General features: G+C 73.7%; 10 protein-coding genes. 9 read left to right on the top strand and 1 reads right to left on the bottom strand.

What is annotated here, in order from left to right:
• The first annotated feature begins 5 nt into the window (after positions 1-5).
• The 9 genes from QT381_RS06270 to QT381_RS06230 all read left to right on the top strand — a co-directional run bounded on the left by QT381_RS06270 (position 6) and on the right by QT381_RS06230 (position 13,102).
• The gene (locus QT381_RS06270; RefSeq protein ID WP_289247996.1) at positions 6-1,370 is read left to right on the top strand and encodes an FAD-binding oxidoreductase; all 1,365 of its coding nucleotides are present in this window, start codon (positions 6-8) and stop codon (positions 1,368-1,370) included.
• A 176-nt stretch (positions 1,371-1,546) separates the two neighbouring features.
• Positions 1,547-2,113 carry an MDR/zinc-dependent alcohol dehydrogenase-like family protein gene (locus tag QT381_RS06265; RefSeq protein ID WP_289247942.1) on the top strand — a complete coding sequence of 189 codons (567 nt, stop codon included), beginning with the start codon at positions 1,547-1,549 and terminating at the stop codon, positions 2,111-2,113.
• Between the two features lie 265 nt (positions 2,114-2,378).
• On the top strand, positions 2,379-3,293 hold the full coding sequence (locus tag QT381_RS06260) for an SUR7/PalI family protein (RefSeq protein WP_289247941.1): 915 nt from the start codon (positions 2,379-2,381) through the stop codon (positions 3,291-3,293).
• Positions 3,294-3,342: 49 nt separating this feature from the next.
• Entirely contained in the window at positions 3,343-4,545 is a 1,203-nt protein-coding gene (locus tag QT381_RS06255; protein ID WP_289247940.1) for a PrsW family intramembrane metalloprotease, read from the top strand.
• 197 nt (positions 4,546-4,742) lie between these two features.
• The gene (locus tag QT381_RS06250; protein ID WP_289247939.1) at positions 4,743-7,517 is read left to right on the top strand and encodes a helix-turn-helix transcriptional regulator; all 2,775 of its coding nucleotides are present in this window, start codon (positions 4,743-4,745) and stop codon (positions 7,515-7,517) included.
• A 180-nt stretch (positions 7,518-7,697) separates the two neighbouring features.
• On the top strand, positions 7,698-8,600 hold the full coding sequence (locus QT381_RS06245) for an alpha/beta fold hydrolase (RefSeq protein ID WP_289247938.1): 903 nt from the start codon (positions 7,698-7,700) through the stop codon (positions 8,598-8,600).
• A 91-nt stretch (positions 8,601-8,691) separates the two neighbouring features.
• Positions 8,692-9,663 carry an alpha/beta hydrolase gene (locus tag QT381_RS06240; RefSeq protein WP_289247937.1) on the top strand — a complete coding sequence of 324 codons (972 nt, stop codon included), beginning with the start codon at positions 8,692-8,694 and terminating at the stop codon, positions 9,661-9,663.
• Positions 9,664-9,901: 238 nt separating this feature from the next.
• Positions 9,902-12,259 carry a HelD family protein gene (locus QT381_RS06235; protein ID WP_502877461.1) on the top strand — a complete coding sequence of 786 codons (2,358 nt, stop codon included), beginning with the start codon at positions 9,902-9,904 and terminating at the stop codon, positions 12,257-12,259.
• A 225-nt stretch (positions 12,260-12,484) separates the two neighbouring features.
• Positions 12,485-13,102, top strand: coding sequence for a hypothetical protein (locus QT381_RS06230; protein ID WP_289247935.1), 618 nt, complete (start codon positions 12,485-12,487; stop codon positions 13,100-13,102).
• Between the two features lie 47 nt (positions 13,103-13,149).
• On the opposite strand, the gene QT381_RS06225 is transcribed toward QT381_RS06230, so the two are convergent.
• Positions 13,150-14,328 (bottom strand): MarP family serine protease, encoded by a 1,179-nt coding sequence (locus QT381_RS06225; RefSeq protein WP_289247934.1) that lies wholly within the window; start codon positions 14,326-14,328, stop codon positions 13,150-13,152.
• Between the last annotated feature and the right edge of the window lie 44 nt (positions 14,329-14,372).

Raw genomic sequence — 14,372 nt, 5'->3', positions numbered from 1 at the left:
ACACGATGGCGACCGTGCTCGACCTGCTGCGGGCGCGGCTGGGCGACGCGGTGTCGACGGATGCCGCCGAGCTCGACGCCGCGCGCGCCGACAAGTCCGGGCACGCGGCGCCGGACCGCCCGCTGGCCGTCGTGAACGCGCGCGAGATCGACGACATCGTCGCGACGATGCGGATCGCGACGCAGACGCGCACGCCCGTCGTCACGCGCGGCGCCGGCACGGGACTCGCGGGCGGGGCCGTCGCGGGAGCGGGCGAGCTCGTGCTCTCGACGGCGCGCATGACGGCGCTCGTCGAGCTGAACGTCGACGACGAGTACGCCGTCGTCGAGCCCGGCATCATCAACGGCGACCTGAACGCGCTGCTCGCCCCGCACGGGCTGTGGTTCGCACCCGATCCGGCGAGCCGCGCGATCTCGACGGTCGGCGGCAACATCGCGACGAACGCGGGCGGGCTGCTGTGCGCGAAATACGGCGTGACGCGCGACGCCGTGCTCGGCCTCACGGTCGTGCTCGCCGACGGCCGCGTGCTCGATCTCGGGCGGCGCACCGTCAAGGGCGTCGCGGGCCTCGATCTCACGGCGCTGCTGGTCGGCTCGGAGGGCACGCTCGGCGTCATCGCGCGCGCGACGGTGCGGCTGCGCCCGCTCCCGCGGGGCGGGATCGCGACGATCGCCGCGTATTTCCCGGACGTCGAGCGGGCGGCGCGCGCCGCATCCGTCATCTCGGCCTCGGGTCTCGTGCCCGCGATCATGGAGGTGCTCGACGCCCGCTCGGTCGCTGTGATCGCGGCGTATCTCGGTCAGCCGGCGCGCGAGGCCGCGTTCCTGCTCGTGCACCACGACGGACCGGGTGCCGCGGCGGATGCGGACGACTCGCTCGCCGTCATCCGCTCCCTCGGCGGCGAGGCGGAGCTCACGACGGACCCGGACGAGAGCGAGGGGCTGTTCCGGGTGCGCCGCTCGTTCCACGGCGCGATGGAGCGCCGCGGCCGCGTGCTCATCGAGGACGTCTGCGTGCCGCGCAGCGCGCTGCCCGAGATGTTCGCGCGCATCGCCGACATCGAGCGCCGGTTCGGCCTCGAGATACCGACGATCGCGCACGCGGGCGACGGCAATCTGCACCCGAACTTCGTGTTCACGCCCGACCCGTTGGACCCGGACGGCGTGCCCGAGCACGTCTGGCGCGCCGCGGACGAGATGTTCGTCGCGGCGCTCGCACTCGGCGGCACGCTCACGGGCGAGCACGGCGTCGGCCTGCTCAAGAAGCGCTGGATCGGCGACGAGCTCGGCGACGACCAGCAGCAGCTGCAGCGCGGCATCAAGGCGCTGTTCGACCCGCTCGGCATCCTCAATCCCGGCAAGGCGTACTGAGCGCCGAAGCGCGCGCTGACCGGGAATAACCCGGTCTCGCGTGCGGTTGAGACGGAGGTCGCCGACGATTGTCGGCATCGGCACCCACCCCAGGAGTAGCAGGCATGCCCCGTTCCCGTTCTCTCGTTCCTCGTCCCGCCAAGGGTCAGGTGCGTGTGCGCGTCCAAGCGCTCGGGATGAGCGCTCTGGGGGTGCAGGCCGCGGGGCTCGTCGAGGCGGTCGGGCCCGAGGCCGGCGGGTTCGCGCCCGGGGACCGGGTGTCGTACCGCGTCACGTCCGGCAACGGCGGGCTCAACCCGCTGCTGCCCGAGCGCGACCTGATCGGCTTCCCGAAGGACGTCGCGCTGGAGAAGGCGGCGGCGTTCCTGCCGCTCGGCCTCGTGGCCCGCGCCGTGCTGCGCTTCCAGCGTCCGGTCGGGCGTGGCAACACGCTCTTCGTGCACGAGGACCCCTCGGGCGCCGACGATTTCGTGCGCGCGTGGGCGAGCGACCTCGGCGCGATCCTCGTCGACGGCCCCGCCGCGGCGGATGTCGTGGTCACCCCCGCCGACTTCGAGGCCGCTCGCCGCTGGCGCGGCGGCCACGGCGTCGGCCAGCAGGCGGCCGTCGACGTGTTCCAGGCGGTGCGCCGTGGCGTGTTCGACGACCTCACGGTCACGAGCTACGGGATCGCGGATGCCGACAAGGCCCGCGACGACGTCGCGTCGGGCGCGGGCCCGGTGCTCCTGCTCCCCGCGGCGTAACGCGTCGCCCGCCCCCCCGTCCCGCTGGTCGAGGAGCGCCCGAGCGCAGCGAGGTTGCGTCTCGAGACCACCGCTGCGCGACGACCGCCCCCGTTGGTCGAGGTGCGCCCGAGCGCCCTCCCGTTGGTCGAGGAGCACCCGAGCGCAGCGAGGTCGCGTCTCGAGACCACCGCTGCGCGACGGCCGAGCCGTGTGCTCGCTCCGCCCGGGCGCCCCTCGACGGGCTGCGGCTGAGTCCCGTATCTCCGCGCGGTAGGGTCGCGGCATGCTCTGGCTCGCCGACGTCGTGACGTGGGGAACCGTGGCGTGGGTCGTGGTCCTGTTCGTCCTCGGCGCCGGGGCGGTCACATCCGTCATCGGCGTCGCGACGGCCGCGGACCGCGGCCCGCGCGCGACGGAGACCGGGCGGGCGGTGACCGAGAACGGCTGGGCGCTCATCGCGGCGGTCGTGCTCGTCATCCTGGTCGGAACGGGTGTGGACGTGTCCGTGCACCTCGCGCTCGACGAGGGCGAGGCGTTCGTGGGCGTGCTCGTGTTCGTGGGCGCGGTGCTCGTCGCCGTGTTCGGGGCGCTCGGCGTGCTCGCCCTCGCGCTGCGCGGCGGGTCGGCGAGCTACGCGGTGCTGCGGGCGAACCTCGCCGAGCATCCGGAGCGTCAGCTCACGAGCGAGCAGGTGGACGCGTTCCGCGCCCAGCTCGCGCGCATCGACGAGCGGCACCGCCGCATCCGTTTCGGCCTGCGCGATCGCTCCGGCCTGCGGGCGATCCGTGCGCGGCTCGACGCGATGGCCGCCGAGCTCGCCGTGGTGCCCGCGGCCGGACTCGGCGCCGTCGGCCGCGTGCGCTGGAAGACCGCGAACGCGTACCTGTGGCGGGCGAACCCGTGGCGGCTGGCCCCCGCGGTGCTCGCGCTCGTGGTCGGCGCCGCGGCGATCGTGGACGCCGAGCCGCTCACCGCGATCGTGGCTCTCGTGGCCACGGCGCTCAGTTTCCTGTTCGCGCTGCTCGCGTCGCGGCTCGCGCTCGGCGCCAAGGTCGCGCAGCACGCGGTCAACCAGGTGCGCCGCGCCGACGCCGTGTGCCTGCTCGACGAGCGGGAGAAGACGGCCCGCCGGCGCACCGCTGGGCTCGGCGACCGGGTGACGCGAGCCCTGCAGATCCTGCGGGACCAGCAGGGCTGACCGCGGACGGAGCGGACCGACGGATGCCGCGTCCCGCTACAGTCGCCGCATGAGCACGCCGTTCGGGGGTCCGCCGCGCATCCTGCCGGTCGCCGCGCCCGGGCACGTCGTCGACCAGGTGCAGTCCGGGCTCGGTCAGCCCGCCGTGCGCCCGCGGCGGCGGTCGCTCGTTGCGTTCGGCGCCGTCGCGATCAGCGTGCTCGCGCTCGTGCTGCTGCTCACCGGCGCTCTCGTCGTGTCGCTGCTCGGTCCCGTCGCCGCGGGCGTCGGGGGAGTGCTCGCGCTCATCCCGCTCGCGATCGTGCTGGCCGGGGTGAGCTGGATCGACCGCTGGGAGCCCGAGCCGCGCGGCATCCTGGTGTTCTGCGTGCTCTGGGGCGCGGGCGTCGCGGTGCTCATCGCGCTCGTCGTCGAGGGCGGCGTCGACAGCGCGCTGCTCGCGGCGACCGGTGCGAGCGACGTCGCCGACCTCGTCGGTTCCGTCGTGGGCGCCCCGGTGATCGAGGAGGTCGGCAAGGGCCTCGGCGTGCTGCTCGTGTTCCTCGTCGCGCGCCGGCACCTCGACTCGCCCGTCGACGGGGTCGTCTACGCGGCGTGGGTCGCGGGCGGATTCGCGTTCACCGAGAACATCGTCTACTTCGGCTCGGAGGTGCTCGACGGCGGTGTCGGCTCCGACCTGCTCTACGTCTTCTTCGTGCGGGGGCTGATGTCGCCGTTCGCGCACGTGATCTTCACGGCGATGACGGGCCTCGCGCTCGGTCTCGCGGCGCAGCGCGGACGTGTCGGGCTCGGCCTGGTGGCCTTCGTCGTCGGGCTGATTCCCGCGATCGCGCTCCACGCGCTGTGGAACGGTGCGCTCTACGTCGTGCCGTCGTTCTTCGGCTATTACGCGGTCGTGCAGATCCCGATCTTCGTGGGCGGGGTGCTGCTCGTGGTCTACCTGCGCACGCAGGAGGCGCGGCTCACCTACCGGCGGCTCAGCGAGTACGCGGCCGCCGGCTGGTTCAGTCCGGGCGAGGTGACCTCGCTCGCGACCGGCTCGGGCCGCCGCCAGGCGCGGGCCTGGGCTCGCGCGCGCGGCCTCGGCTCGGTGATGCGGCGCTACACGAGGGATGCGACGCGGCTCGCCTTCACGCGCCAGCGCATCGTCACGGGTCGGGATGCCGTGGGCGCCGAGGTCGACGAGCAGGCGCTGCTCGCGTCGATCGTCTCCGAGCGCGCGGTGCTGCAGGAGGCCCTGCGGCGCGGCTGACCCCGCCGCCGCTCGTGCCGCCCGTGGTGCCCGTGCCGCCCGTGGCGTCGCCCGCCCGTGTGAGGACGTTCTGCGCGTGTGAGGACGGCCCAGGCCGTCCTCACACGCGCAGAACGTCCTCACACGGGACACGCACGGCGCCTGGGCGACCTCGGGACCCCCTTGAGAACCGACCGACGAGCGATCAGGATTCGCACATGGATCGCCCTCCCCGTCCGGTGCGGGGCAGAGCCGACGAGCTGACGGCCGCGCTCACCGTGCTGCGCCGGACGGCCGACACCGGACAGGGCGCTGTGCTGCTGGTGTCCGGAGAAGGCGGGATCGGCAAGACGGCGCTGCTGCGGGAGATCTGCGGGCACGCGGGCGATCTCGGCTACCGCATCGGGATCGGGCGCGCCGAGGAGTCCGACCAGATCGCCCAGATGGCCGCCGTGCTCCTGGCGCTGCGGTCCGGCCCGGCACCGCTGCTCTCCCACCGGGCGTTCGGCGCCCTCGCCGCCGTGCAGCGTCATCCGCTCTGGCTCACGGATGCGATCGTCGACGCGCTCGAGGCGGAGGCCGCCAGACAACCGACCCTGATCTGCATCGACGACGTGCAGTGGGCGGACCACGCGAGCCTGTTCGCGCTGCGCGTGCTTCCCGGCCGGTTGGCCGGTTCGCCGATCGTGTGGCTCATCGCCACCCGCCCGACGGCAGGCACGGACGAGCTCGCCCGGTCGGCGTCTCGCGACGTGGCCGTCGCCCGTATCCCGCTGCGCGCGCTGACCCCCGCCGCCATCGAGCAGCTCGCCGTCGATCGCCTCGGCGACGTGATCGACACGCGCGTGCAGGGGCTCCTCGCCGGGGCCGACGGCGTGCCGTTCCTCGCGGTCGCCCTGCTGGACGGCCTGGCGACGCGGGTCCCCGACGCCGGACCGGGCGATCCTGCCGCGAGTGCCGCCGACCGTTCGGGGCTGCCGGACTCGCTCGTGCTCGGCGTACGCGCCCGCTTGGAGACCCTGCCGGCTCCGAGCGTGCAGCTCGTCCGCATCGGTGCGGTGCTCGGGCGGTCGTTCCTCATCGCCGACGCCGCCGCCCTGCTCGGCGGACCGCAGACCGGCAGCGTGCTCCCCTGGCTGGAGCCGGTCGTGCGAGCCGGCATCCTGGATGACACGGGCGACCTGCTGGTGTTCCGGCACGATCTGCTCCGCCAGGCGGTCTACGCGGATCTGCTGCCGTCCGTCCGCCGCGCGCAGCATCGCGCGGCCGCCGAGCACTTCCTGCACACCGGGCGGACCGAGCTGGACGCCGCCGGGCATGTCATGCGCAGCGCGGCGCCGGGCGACACCGCGGCGATCGACATCCTTCGCCGGGCAGCGAGGGCGACCTCGGAGACGGCGCCCGAGACGGCCGCCGACCTGGCGCAACGCGCGTTCTCGCTCTCCTCTCCGGCGGCCGACGGATGGGGCGAGTGCGGGCTGGAGGCGCTCGCGCTGCTGAACGCCGCCGATCGCGGCCGGGACGCGCGCGCACTCGCGGAGCGGCTCCTCGCCGGCGACCTCGACGACGAGCTGGCCGCCCGGGTGCAGATCGTCGTCGCGCACTCCCTGTGGGCTCGCGGCGAGTTGATCGAGATGCAGGAGCGCGTCGACGCCGCGCAGCGGCTCGCGCACCTTTCCGACGGCACACGAGCGCGCCTCCTGGCGCTCCGAGCTCTCTCGTGGAGCAGAGAGCCGCAGATCGCCGTGGCGGATGCCGAAGAGGCCCTGGCCGCCGGCGAGCGAAGCCAGGATGCCGCCGCCCAGACCACGGCGCTGCAGGCGCTGGGCGAGATGGCCCGGAACGAGGGCTCCGCGGACGCGGCTCTGGCGTTCTACCGTCGCATGCGCGTCGTGGCCGGAATGGACTACCTGCACGACGAGGTGCTCTGCCTGCAGCTGCTCGACCGGCTCGACGAGAGCGCGGCCATTCTCGCGGAGGCAGAGGCGCGCGCGAACGCCGCGGGCCGATCCTCCTATCCGCCGGACGTGAGCTTCGGCCTCATGTGGCAGAGCTTCATGCTCGGCCGCCTCGAGGACACGGAGATCCACGCGCAGTCCCTCCTGCGCTCCGGCGACGAGCTGAGGCAGTACACGTTCCACAGCGAGGCGAGAGCCCTGCTGTGCCGTGTGGCGCAGATGCGCGGGGACCTCGTCACGGCTCGCGCACAGCTCGTGCAGGCGACGGCCCACATCGCCGTCGATGTGAGCAAGGAGCTGCTGCTGACGGTCGTCGAGGCCTGGTTGAGTCACGCGGAGGGCAGGGATGATGAGGCGCTCGCGGCGACCCGATCCGTGCTGTGGCCGGCCCACGGCATCCGTCATCGCTGGCTGTGGCAGCCGGGCTGGCTGCTGCCGGGGCTGCAGATCGCCATGCGGGCCGGCGACCTCGACCTCGCTCGGGACATCGCATCCTTGACCGAGGCGCTGCGCCGTCGCAATCCCGGTGTCGCCACGAACGCCGCGCTCGCCCAGTGCGCTGTCGGACTGACGACCGGGAGCACTGAGGCTCTCGTCGGCGCGCTCGAGGTGTCTCGATCGAGCCCGCGCCTGATGACCAGGGCTCAGATCACCACCCTGCTCGGGCAGGCCCTGCTTCGTGAGCAGCACCACGACGCGGGCGTGGCGGCGCTGGATGACGCGTGGGACCTGTACACCTCGTTGGGCGCGCACGGCGAGGCCCGCGGCGTGCAAGCGCTGCTGCAGGGCGCCGGCGTACGCCGCCGACGGTGGGCGGCGGCGAGCCCGCGACCCGCCGACGGCTGGGAGTCGCTGACGAGCAGCGAGCAGCGGGTGGCGCGCCTGATCGCGGCCGGCCACACGAACCGGTCCGCGGCGCAGGTGCTCGTGCTGTCGCCCAACACCATCGCCACCCACCTTCGCTCCGTGTTCCACAAGCTCGGGGTGACCTCGCGAGTGCAACTGAGCCTCGCGGTCGCCGAGATCGGCGAGTAGCCGCGCGATCGCTCACCCGAATGGGTGAGAACGGTCCGCCCGCCAGGTGATGTTCCGCCGGGCCGACTCCGCCCGTCCGGCGGGCGCTTACGGTCGGCACTGTCACGGGATGCACAGCCGGATCGACGGCGACATCCACCATCCGGTCCACCTCGATGGGCCCAGAACGAAGGCACGCACATGACCATCCGCAGAACCCCCGCTCGCACCCCGATGACGGATGAGAGCGGGCCGCCCTCGCGTCGACGAGCGCTGGGCACTCGGCTCGGCATGGTCGCGGCGGCCGCCGTAGCCCTCGCCGTCCTCGTCCCGTCCACGATCGCGTTCGCGGCGGGGAGCAGCACCGCGCACCAGCCCGCATCCAAGCCGACCGTCGTGCTCGTGCACGGCGCGTGGGCGGACGGCTCCAGCTGGAGCGGCGTCGTCGGGCGGCTGCAGAGCCGCGGCTACACCGTGAACGTGGCGCCGAATCCGCTGCGCGGACTCAGTGAGGACAGCGCCTATCTCAAGGCGTACCTGGCCACCATCCCCGGCTCGATCGTCTTGGTCGGGCACTCCTACGGGGGCGCGGTCATCACGAACGCGGCGACCGGGAACCGCAACGTCAAGGCGCTCGTCTACGACGACGCCTTCATCCCGGCCGCGGGTGAGACCGTGGCGGAGCTCGCCGGCCCTGCGTCGGCGCTGGCCCCGGCATCCACCGACCCGACGTCGGTCTTCTCCCTCGTTCCGTACCCGGGTGCGCCCGACGGCATCTACGACACGTACCTGCTGCCGAGCGTCTTCGTGAAGGCCATGGCGGGCGATCTCCCTCGCAGCCGCGCCCGCGTGCTCGCCGCGTCGCAGAGCCCGGCCTCGCTGCTGACCGTGGGCGAGCCCTCCGGCACACCGGCCTGGAAGACCATCCCGTCGTGGGACCTGGTCGGCCTGCAGGACAAGGTCATCCCGCCGGCACAGCAGCTCACCATGGCCGCTCGCGCCCACTCCCATGTCACGAAGATCGCCTCGTCGCATCTGTCGCTCGTGTCGCACCCCGCCAAGGTCGTCGACGTGATCGTCAAGGCGGCGGTCGCCACTCGGTGACGGCTCGGCATGTCGTCGCGGCCGACCCGGTCGCGACGACATGCCCGTTTCCCCGATTCGGACCCCCCAATAGCCGACCTCGGAGGTCAGCATGACAACCCACCCCCACTCCGCCCCGCCGTTCGACACCGAGCTGAAGCCCGTCCTCGAGATCATCGGCCGCTCGCTGTCGCCGTCGCTCACGCTGGCCGATCTGCCCGCGCTGCGCGCCGACCCCGGCACCGCAACCCTCGACCAGCTGCTCGCCGACGGGCGGATGACGCACGAGGAGCGGGTGATCCCCGGCCCGGAGGGCGCTCCGGACGTGCTCATCTCGATCTTCCGCGGCGCCGGCCAGAAGCGCGGCGGGCCCGGGTTCCTGTTCACGCACGTCGGCGGAATGATCTTCGGCGACCGATTCACGGGCATCGCGACCATCACGCCGTGGGTCGACTCGCTCGACGCCGTGATCGTGACCGTCGAGTACCGCCTCGCACCCGAGAACCCCGCTCCGGCCGCCCTGGAGGACGCCTTCGCCGCCCTCCTCTGGACCGCCGACCACGCCGAGGAGCTCGGGTTCGACCCCGACCGGCTCGTCACGGTGGGCGCGAGCGCGGGCGGGGGGCTCGCGGCCGGGCTCACCCTGATGGCGCGCGACCGTGGCGGCCCCGCACTGGCGGCGCAGATCCTGATGTACGCCATGCTCGACGAGCGCAACGACACCGCGTCGAGCCGCCAGATCGACGGCATCGGTGTGTGGGATCGTCATAGCAACGAGATGGGCTGGTCGGCGCTCCTGGGCGACCGACGCGGAACGGATGCCGTCACGCCCTACGAATCGCCGAGTCGCGCCACAGAGCTGGCCGGGTTGCCGCCGACGTACCTCGAGGTGGGGTCCGCCGAGGTGTTCCGGGATGAGATGGTCGCCTACGCCAGCGGAATCTGGGCGGCGGGCGGCGACGCCGAACTCCACGTCTGGCCGGGCGGCTTCCACCTGTTCGAGCTGTTCGCCCCACGAGCGGCCCTCTCGGTCGCCGCACGGGAGGCACGCACCGCCTGGGCGCGCCGGTTGCCTCCAGCGTGAGGACGTTCTGCGCGTGTGAGGACGGACCGCGCCGTCCTCACACGCGCAGAACGTCCTCACACCGGTCATGTCGGGCCGTTAAACACTCATCGCCCAGCGGCGCGGCGATGCCTGCGGCTCGGACCTGGGCGATGAGTGTGTTCTGGCCTCCTAGCGTGCACCCGCAGCGCCGCGAGCGCAATCCCCCGTTTCGACTCCGGCCGTCACCGACGCGTACACTCGATAACCCGGTTTTCGGATGCTTCCCGGGCATCCGACCGGTGAACCGGGAGGCGAGCGAGTGGCGCGAACGAACGGCGCGACGGCGGCCGAGGCGCCGGGGGAGCGGCCCGTCGACTCCGAGCTGGCGCTCGAGCAGCGCTACGTCGACGGTCTCTACGCCCGGCTCGACGTGCTGCGCGAGGAGGCCGCGGGCGAGTTGCGCCGCGTGCAGGCCCAGGGCGGCGGCGGCACCCACCAGAACCGCACCGAGCGCGACGCGTTCGCGCGTCTCTACGAGGACCGGATCGCGCAGCTCAACGCCGTCGGAGAGCGCGTCGCATTCGGGCGCATCGAGCTCGCACCCGAGACCCCCGGGGGCGCGACCGCCCCGGCCGGCTCGCCCACCCCGCCCGTGCGCCACTACATCGGCCGCATCGGCTTGCGCGACGAACGGCAGCAACCGCTCCTGCTCGACTGGCGCGTGCCGCAGGCGCGCCCGTTCTACCAGGCGACCGCCGCGCAGCCGCTCGGCGTGCGCGCCCGCCGGCACCTGCAGGGCAAGGGCCGCCGCATCTCGCGCATCGACGACGAGATCTTCGACGCCGACCTGCTCGACAGCGAGCGCGACACCCTGCAGGGCGAGGCGGCCCTGTTCGCGAGCCTCACGGAGCGCCGCACCGGACGCATGGGCGACATCGTCGCGACGATCCAGGCCGAACAGGACCGCATCATCCGTTCCGAGCTGCACGGCGCCCTCGTCGTGCAGGGCGGACCGGGCACCGGCAAGACCGCCGTCGCCCTGCACCGCGCCGCGTACCTGCTCTACACGCACCGCGAGCGCCTCGAGCGCAGCGGCGTGCTCATCGTCGGCCCGAGCCGTTCGTTCCTCACGTACATCGAGTCTGTGCTGCCGAGCCTCGGCGAGACGGGCGTCGTGCTGTCGAGCGTCGGCGGGCTGTTCCCGGGCGTCGAGGCGACGACGGATGACGCTCCCGCGACCGCCGCGCTCAAGGGATCGACCGAGATGGCCGACCTGCTGCGACGCGCGGTGCGATCGCGCCAGGTCGTCCCGGATGCCGCGCAGGTCGTCGAGATCGAGGGCGAGCGGCTCGCGATCGAGCCGCACGTCATCCGTTCCGCGATGCAGCGCGCCTGGGACACCCGCGCCCCGCACAACCTCGCGCGCTCGACGTTCAACCGCGCGGCGCTCTCGGCGATCACGCGACTGCTCGCCGACCAGCTGCGCTCGCACGGCACCACGATCGAGGACAGCGACCTCGGCTATCTGCGCGAGGACGTGCGCCAGGCGTACGACGTGCGCGTCGTGCTGAACACCGCGTGGCTGCCGCTCACGCCCCAGAAGCTGCTCGACGACCTCTACGCGCGCCCGAACTGGCTCGCGAGCCTCACGCCGCGCTGGTCCGACGAGAAGCGCGCCCTGCTGCGTCGCGAACGCGGCTCCCGGCCGACGATCTCGGACGTGCCGCTGCTCGACGAGGCCGCCGAACTGCTCGGAGAGGCGGATGCCACGAGCGACGCCCAGCAGCGCGAGCGCGAGGCACAGCGTCGCCGCGACGTCGAGAACGCCGAGGCCGCGATCCGCAACATGGGGGTGGAGGGACTCGTCGACGCCGAACGGCTCGCGAGCGGGTTCGAGGAGAGCGCGGCGCGGCTCTCGACCGCCGAGCGCGCCGCCGCCGACCGCACCTGGGCGTACGGCCACGTCGTGGTCGACGAGGCGCAGGAGCTCTCGCCGATGCAGTGGCGCGTGCTCACCCGCCGTGTGCCGAGCCGGTCGTTCACGATCGTCGGCGACATCGCGCAGGCCTCCGCGGCGACGGCCGCACCGAACTGGGCGACGGCGCTGCGCGGCGTGACCGACGACTGGCGCATCGAGGAGCTCACGGTGAACTACCGCACTCCGGCGCGCATCGCGCGCTCGGCCGAGGCGATGGCCGAGGCGCACGGCGTCACGGTGACGCGCTCGACGAGCGTGCGCGAGGGGGAGTGGCCGATCGCCGTCGAGATCGGCCCCGACCTGACGAGCGGCGCCGTGCGCGCGGTCGCCGCCGACCGCGCGATCTCGACCGAGGGCACGATCGGTGTCATCGCTCCGCCGTCTCTCGTCGGCGAGCTCGTCGCGGCGCTGCAGGCGCGTTTCCCGGGCGCTGTCGGCCGGGACGCTGCTGGTCTCGACCGCGACATCGCCGTGCTCTCGCCCACCGAGGCGAAGGGCCTCGAGTTCGACACCTCCGTCGTCGTCGATCCCGTGGCGCTCGTCGACTCCGCACCGCGCGGCGCGGCCTCGCTCTACGTCGCGATGACGCGGGCCACGCAGCGCCTGCACCTCGTGACCGCCACCGAGCCGCTTCCGGCCGGGATCCTGCTGGACTGAGCGGCGCTGACCCCCGGACCGGGCGCCGCCGGCCCGGCAACCCCTGAACGGGGCCGCCCCCGAGCGAGGGAGCCCCGCTATGGGGCTGTCGCGCCGGGCATCGCGCCGCGAGAGTGGAGCGACCCCACCGCCACGACCACGAGATCGACCATGTCTGCTGCACCGCCCTCCGCCGTCCCGCGCCTCCCGCACTCCGGCGGTCGGCTCGGAGGCGGCTGGCGGGTCGTGACCGGTGTGGGCGCGCTCGCGACCGGCGAGGCGATCGACCTCGTCGTGGGGCCGGGCGGGGCCGTTCTCGTGCTCGTCGCCGACCACCGCGGCGAACGCGTGTGGGCCTCGGGTCGCGACGTGCGGGCCGACGGCGTGCCGCATCCGTACGTTCGGGGTGTCGAGCACGAGCTCGGCCGGCTCGAGGCGGCCCTGCGTGCGTCGACGGGCCGACCGGTGCGTCTGTCCGCGCTCGTCGCGATCCGCTCGCCGCGCGAGCTCGTGGTCGCGGCTGGCCAGCGGGATGTGCGGGTCATCGCCGAGACCGCCATCGCCGAGACGCTGCGTGCCCGTTCCACGGAGCTCGACACGGCCACCATCGACGCTCTCGCCGCGGCCGCCTCATCGCTCGCGGCCGTGCTCGCCGCCGAGCACGGGGCCCGGCCGCCGGCCGCCGACGTCGTCAGCGTGCGGTCCGGCACTGCGCCCATCGGTCCGGATGCTGGACCGAGCGCCCGAGCGCTCGACGACCGGGGCGCTCCCCGTCGCGCGTCGCGCGTCCTGGCACTGACCGCCGCGATCGGCCTCGCCGGCCTCGCCGTCACCGTGGCCGCGCTGATCGCGGGCGCGCGCTGATCGCGGGCACTCGCTGATCGCGGGCACTCGCTGAGCGGGGGCGCGGGTCAGCCGCGCTGGCAGCGCCCGGGATCGACGGCTCGCTGGTATCCCGCGGCGTCGGCGACGACCGGGGCGAGCTCGTCGACCGTCATTGCGTATCCGATGCCGCTCGAGCTCGCGCTCTTCGCGAAGACGACCCCCGCGACCCGGCCGTCGGTCGTGAGCAGCGGGCCGCCGGAGTCGCCCTGCTCGATGTCGGCCGCGAGCGTGTAGACGTCCCGCGCGACGGTCTCGTCGCCGTAGATGTCGTCGACCCGTTCCTCGCCCACCGCGATGACGCGCGCCGGGCCCGTGACGAACGGACCGCCGTACGGGTAGCCGTCGTACACGGCGTCGTCGCCGACGTCGAGCTTCGGCGCGAGCGGCAGCGGGTCGACGTCGAGGTGCGGCACGGCGAGCACCGCGAGGTCGCCCTCGGGGTCGAAGGAGACCACGGATGCCGCGAACGCGCTGCCGTCGCCGACCTGCACGACGGGGTCGGGCACACCGGCCACGACGTGCGCGTTCGTGATGACCCGGCCGGGCGCCACGACGAATCCCGTGCCGGCCTGCGTCTGAGCGCAGGCGCTCGCGGTCCCCGTGACGCGGACGACGGATGCGGCGGCCGTGCGCAGCGCCGCCGTGCCGGTGTCGGCATCCGGTGCCGGACCCGCCTCGACGCCGCCGAGCGTGCCGACGATGCTCGGGATCGTGTCGCGCACGACGCCCGAGCGCACGCGCGCGAGGAACGCCGAGACCGGTTCCGGCGTGTAGGTCGTGATCGCGCGCAGCACCGTGGACTGGCCGACCGCGGTCGAGAGCACCGGCACCCCGAGCGGGGCGACGCTCGCGGCGAGGAACGACATCACGAGCGCGGCGACGACGCCGCCCGCGAGGGCGCCGAGCACGCGGTCGACGACTCGGAGCGGGGTGTCGCGCATCCGTCGTCCGATCGCGTCGCCGGCGGCGGCCCCGATCGCGTGCCCGACGGCCACGAGCCCGACGAACACGGCGATCGTGCCGAGCAGTCGCCAGAACGCGTCCGGGATCAGGGAGCCGAGGAACGGCACGAGGAAGTAGCCGGCGACGCCGCCCGCGATGACGCCGGCGATGGAGCCGATGCCGTGCGCGAATCCCTTGCGCGCTCCGGAGACGACGTAGCCGACGAGCGCGACGAGCAGGATGACGTCGAGCACGATGCCCATGGCCGCCTCCTCGGGCTCGCGTGCGTCACGGCTCTCGTGATGTG

It is taken from the genome of Galbitalea sp. SE-J8, from assembly GCF_030345695.1.
Classification (GTDB): Bacteria; Actinomycetota; Actinomycetes; order Actinomycetales; family Microbacteriaceae; genus JAUASV01.
Note: the sequence above shows the minus strand (reverse complement) of the source record. Positions and strands in the feature narration are given on the sequence as shown.

Excerpts from the sequence above, each read along its gene's own strand:
- QT381_RS06250 (WP_289247939.1), top strand. The coding sequence starts at position 4,743 with ATGGATCGCCCTCCCCGTCCGGTGCGGGGCAGAGCCGACGAGCTGACG.
- QT381_RS06260 (WP_289247941.1), top strand. The coding sequence starts at position 2,379 with ATGCTCTGGCTCGCCGACGTCGTGACGTGGGGAACCGTGGCGTGGGTC.
- QT381_RS06225 (WP_289247934.1), bottom strand. The coding sequence starts at position 14,328 with ATGGGCATCGTGCTCGACGTCATCCTGCTCGTCGCGCTCGTCGGCTAC.
- QT381_RS06235 (WP_502877461.1), top strand. The coding sequence starts at position 9,902 with ATGCTTCCCGGGCATCCGACCGGTGAACCGGGAGGCGAGCGAGTGGCG.
- QT381_RS06245 (WP_289247938.1), top strand. The coding sequence starts at position 7,698 with ATGACCATCCGCAGAACCCCCGCTCGCACCCCGATGACGGATGAGAGC.
- QT381_RS06265 (WP_289247942.1), top strand. The coding sequence starts at position 1,547 with ATGAGCGCTCTGGGGGTGCAGGCCGCGGGGCTCGTCGAGGCGGTCGGG.
- QT381_RS06255 (WP_289247940.1), top strand. The coding sequence starts at position 3,343 with ATGAGCACGCCGTTCGGGGGTCCGCCGCGCATCCTGCCGGTCGCCGCG.
- QT381_RS06270 (WP_289247996.1), top strand. The coding sequence starts at position 6 with ATGGCGACCGTGCTCGACCTGCTGCGGGCGCGGCTGGGCGACGCGGTG.
- QT381_RS06240 (WP_289247937.1), top strand. The coding sequence starts at position 8,692 with ATGACAACCCACCCCCACTCCGCCCCGCCGTTCGACACCGAGCTGAAG.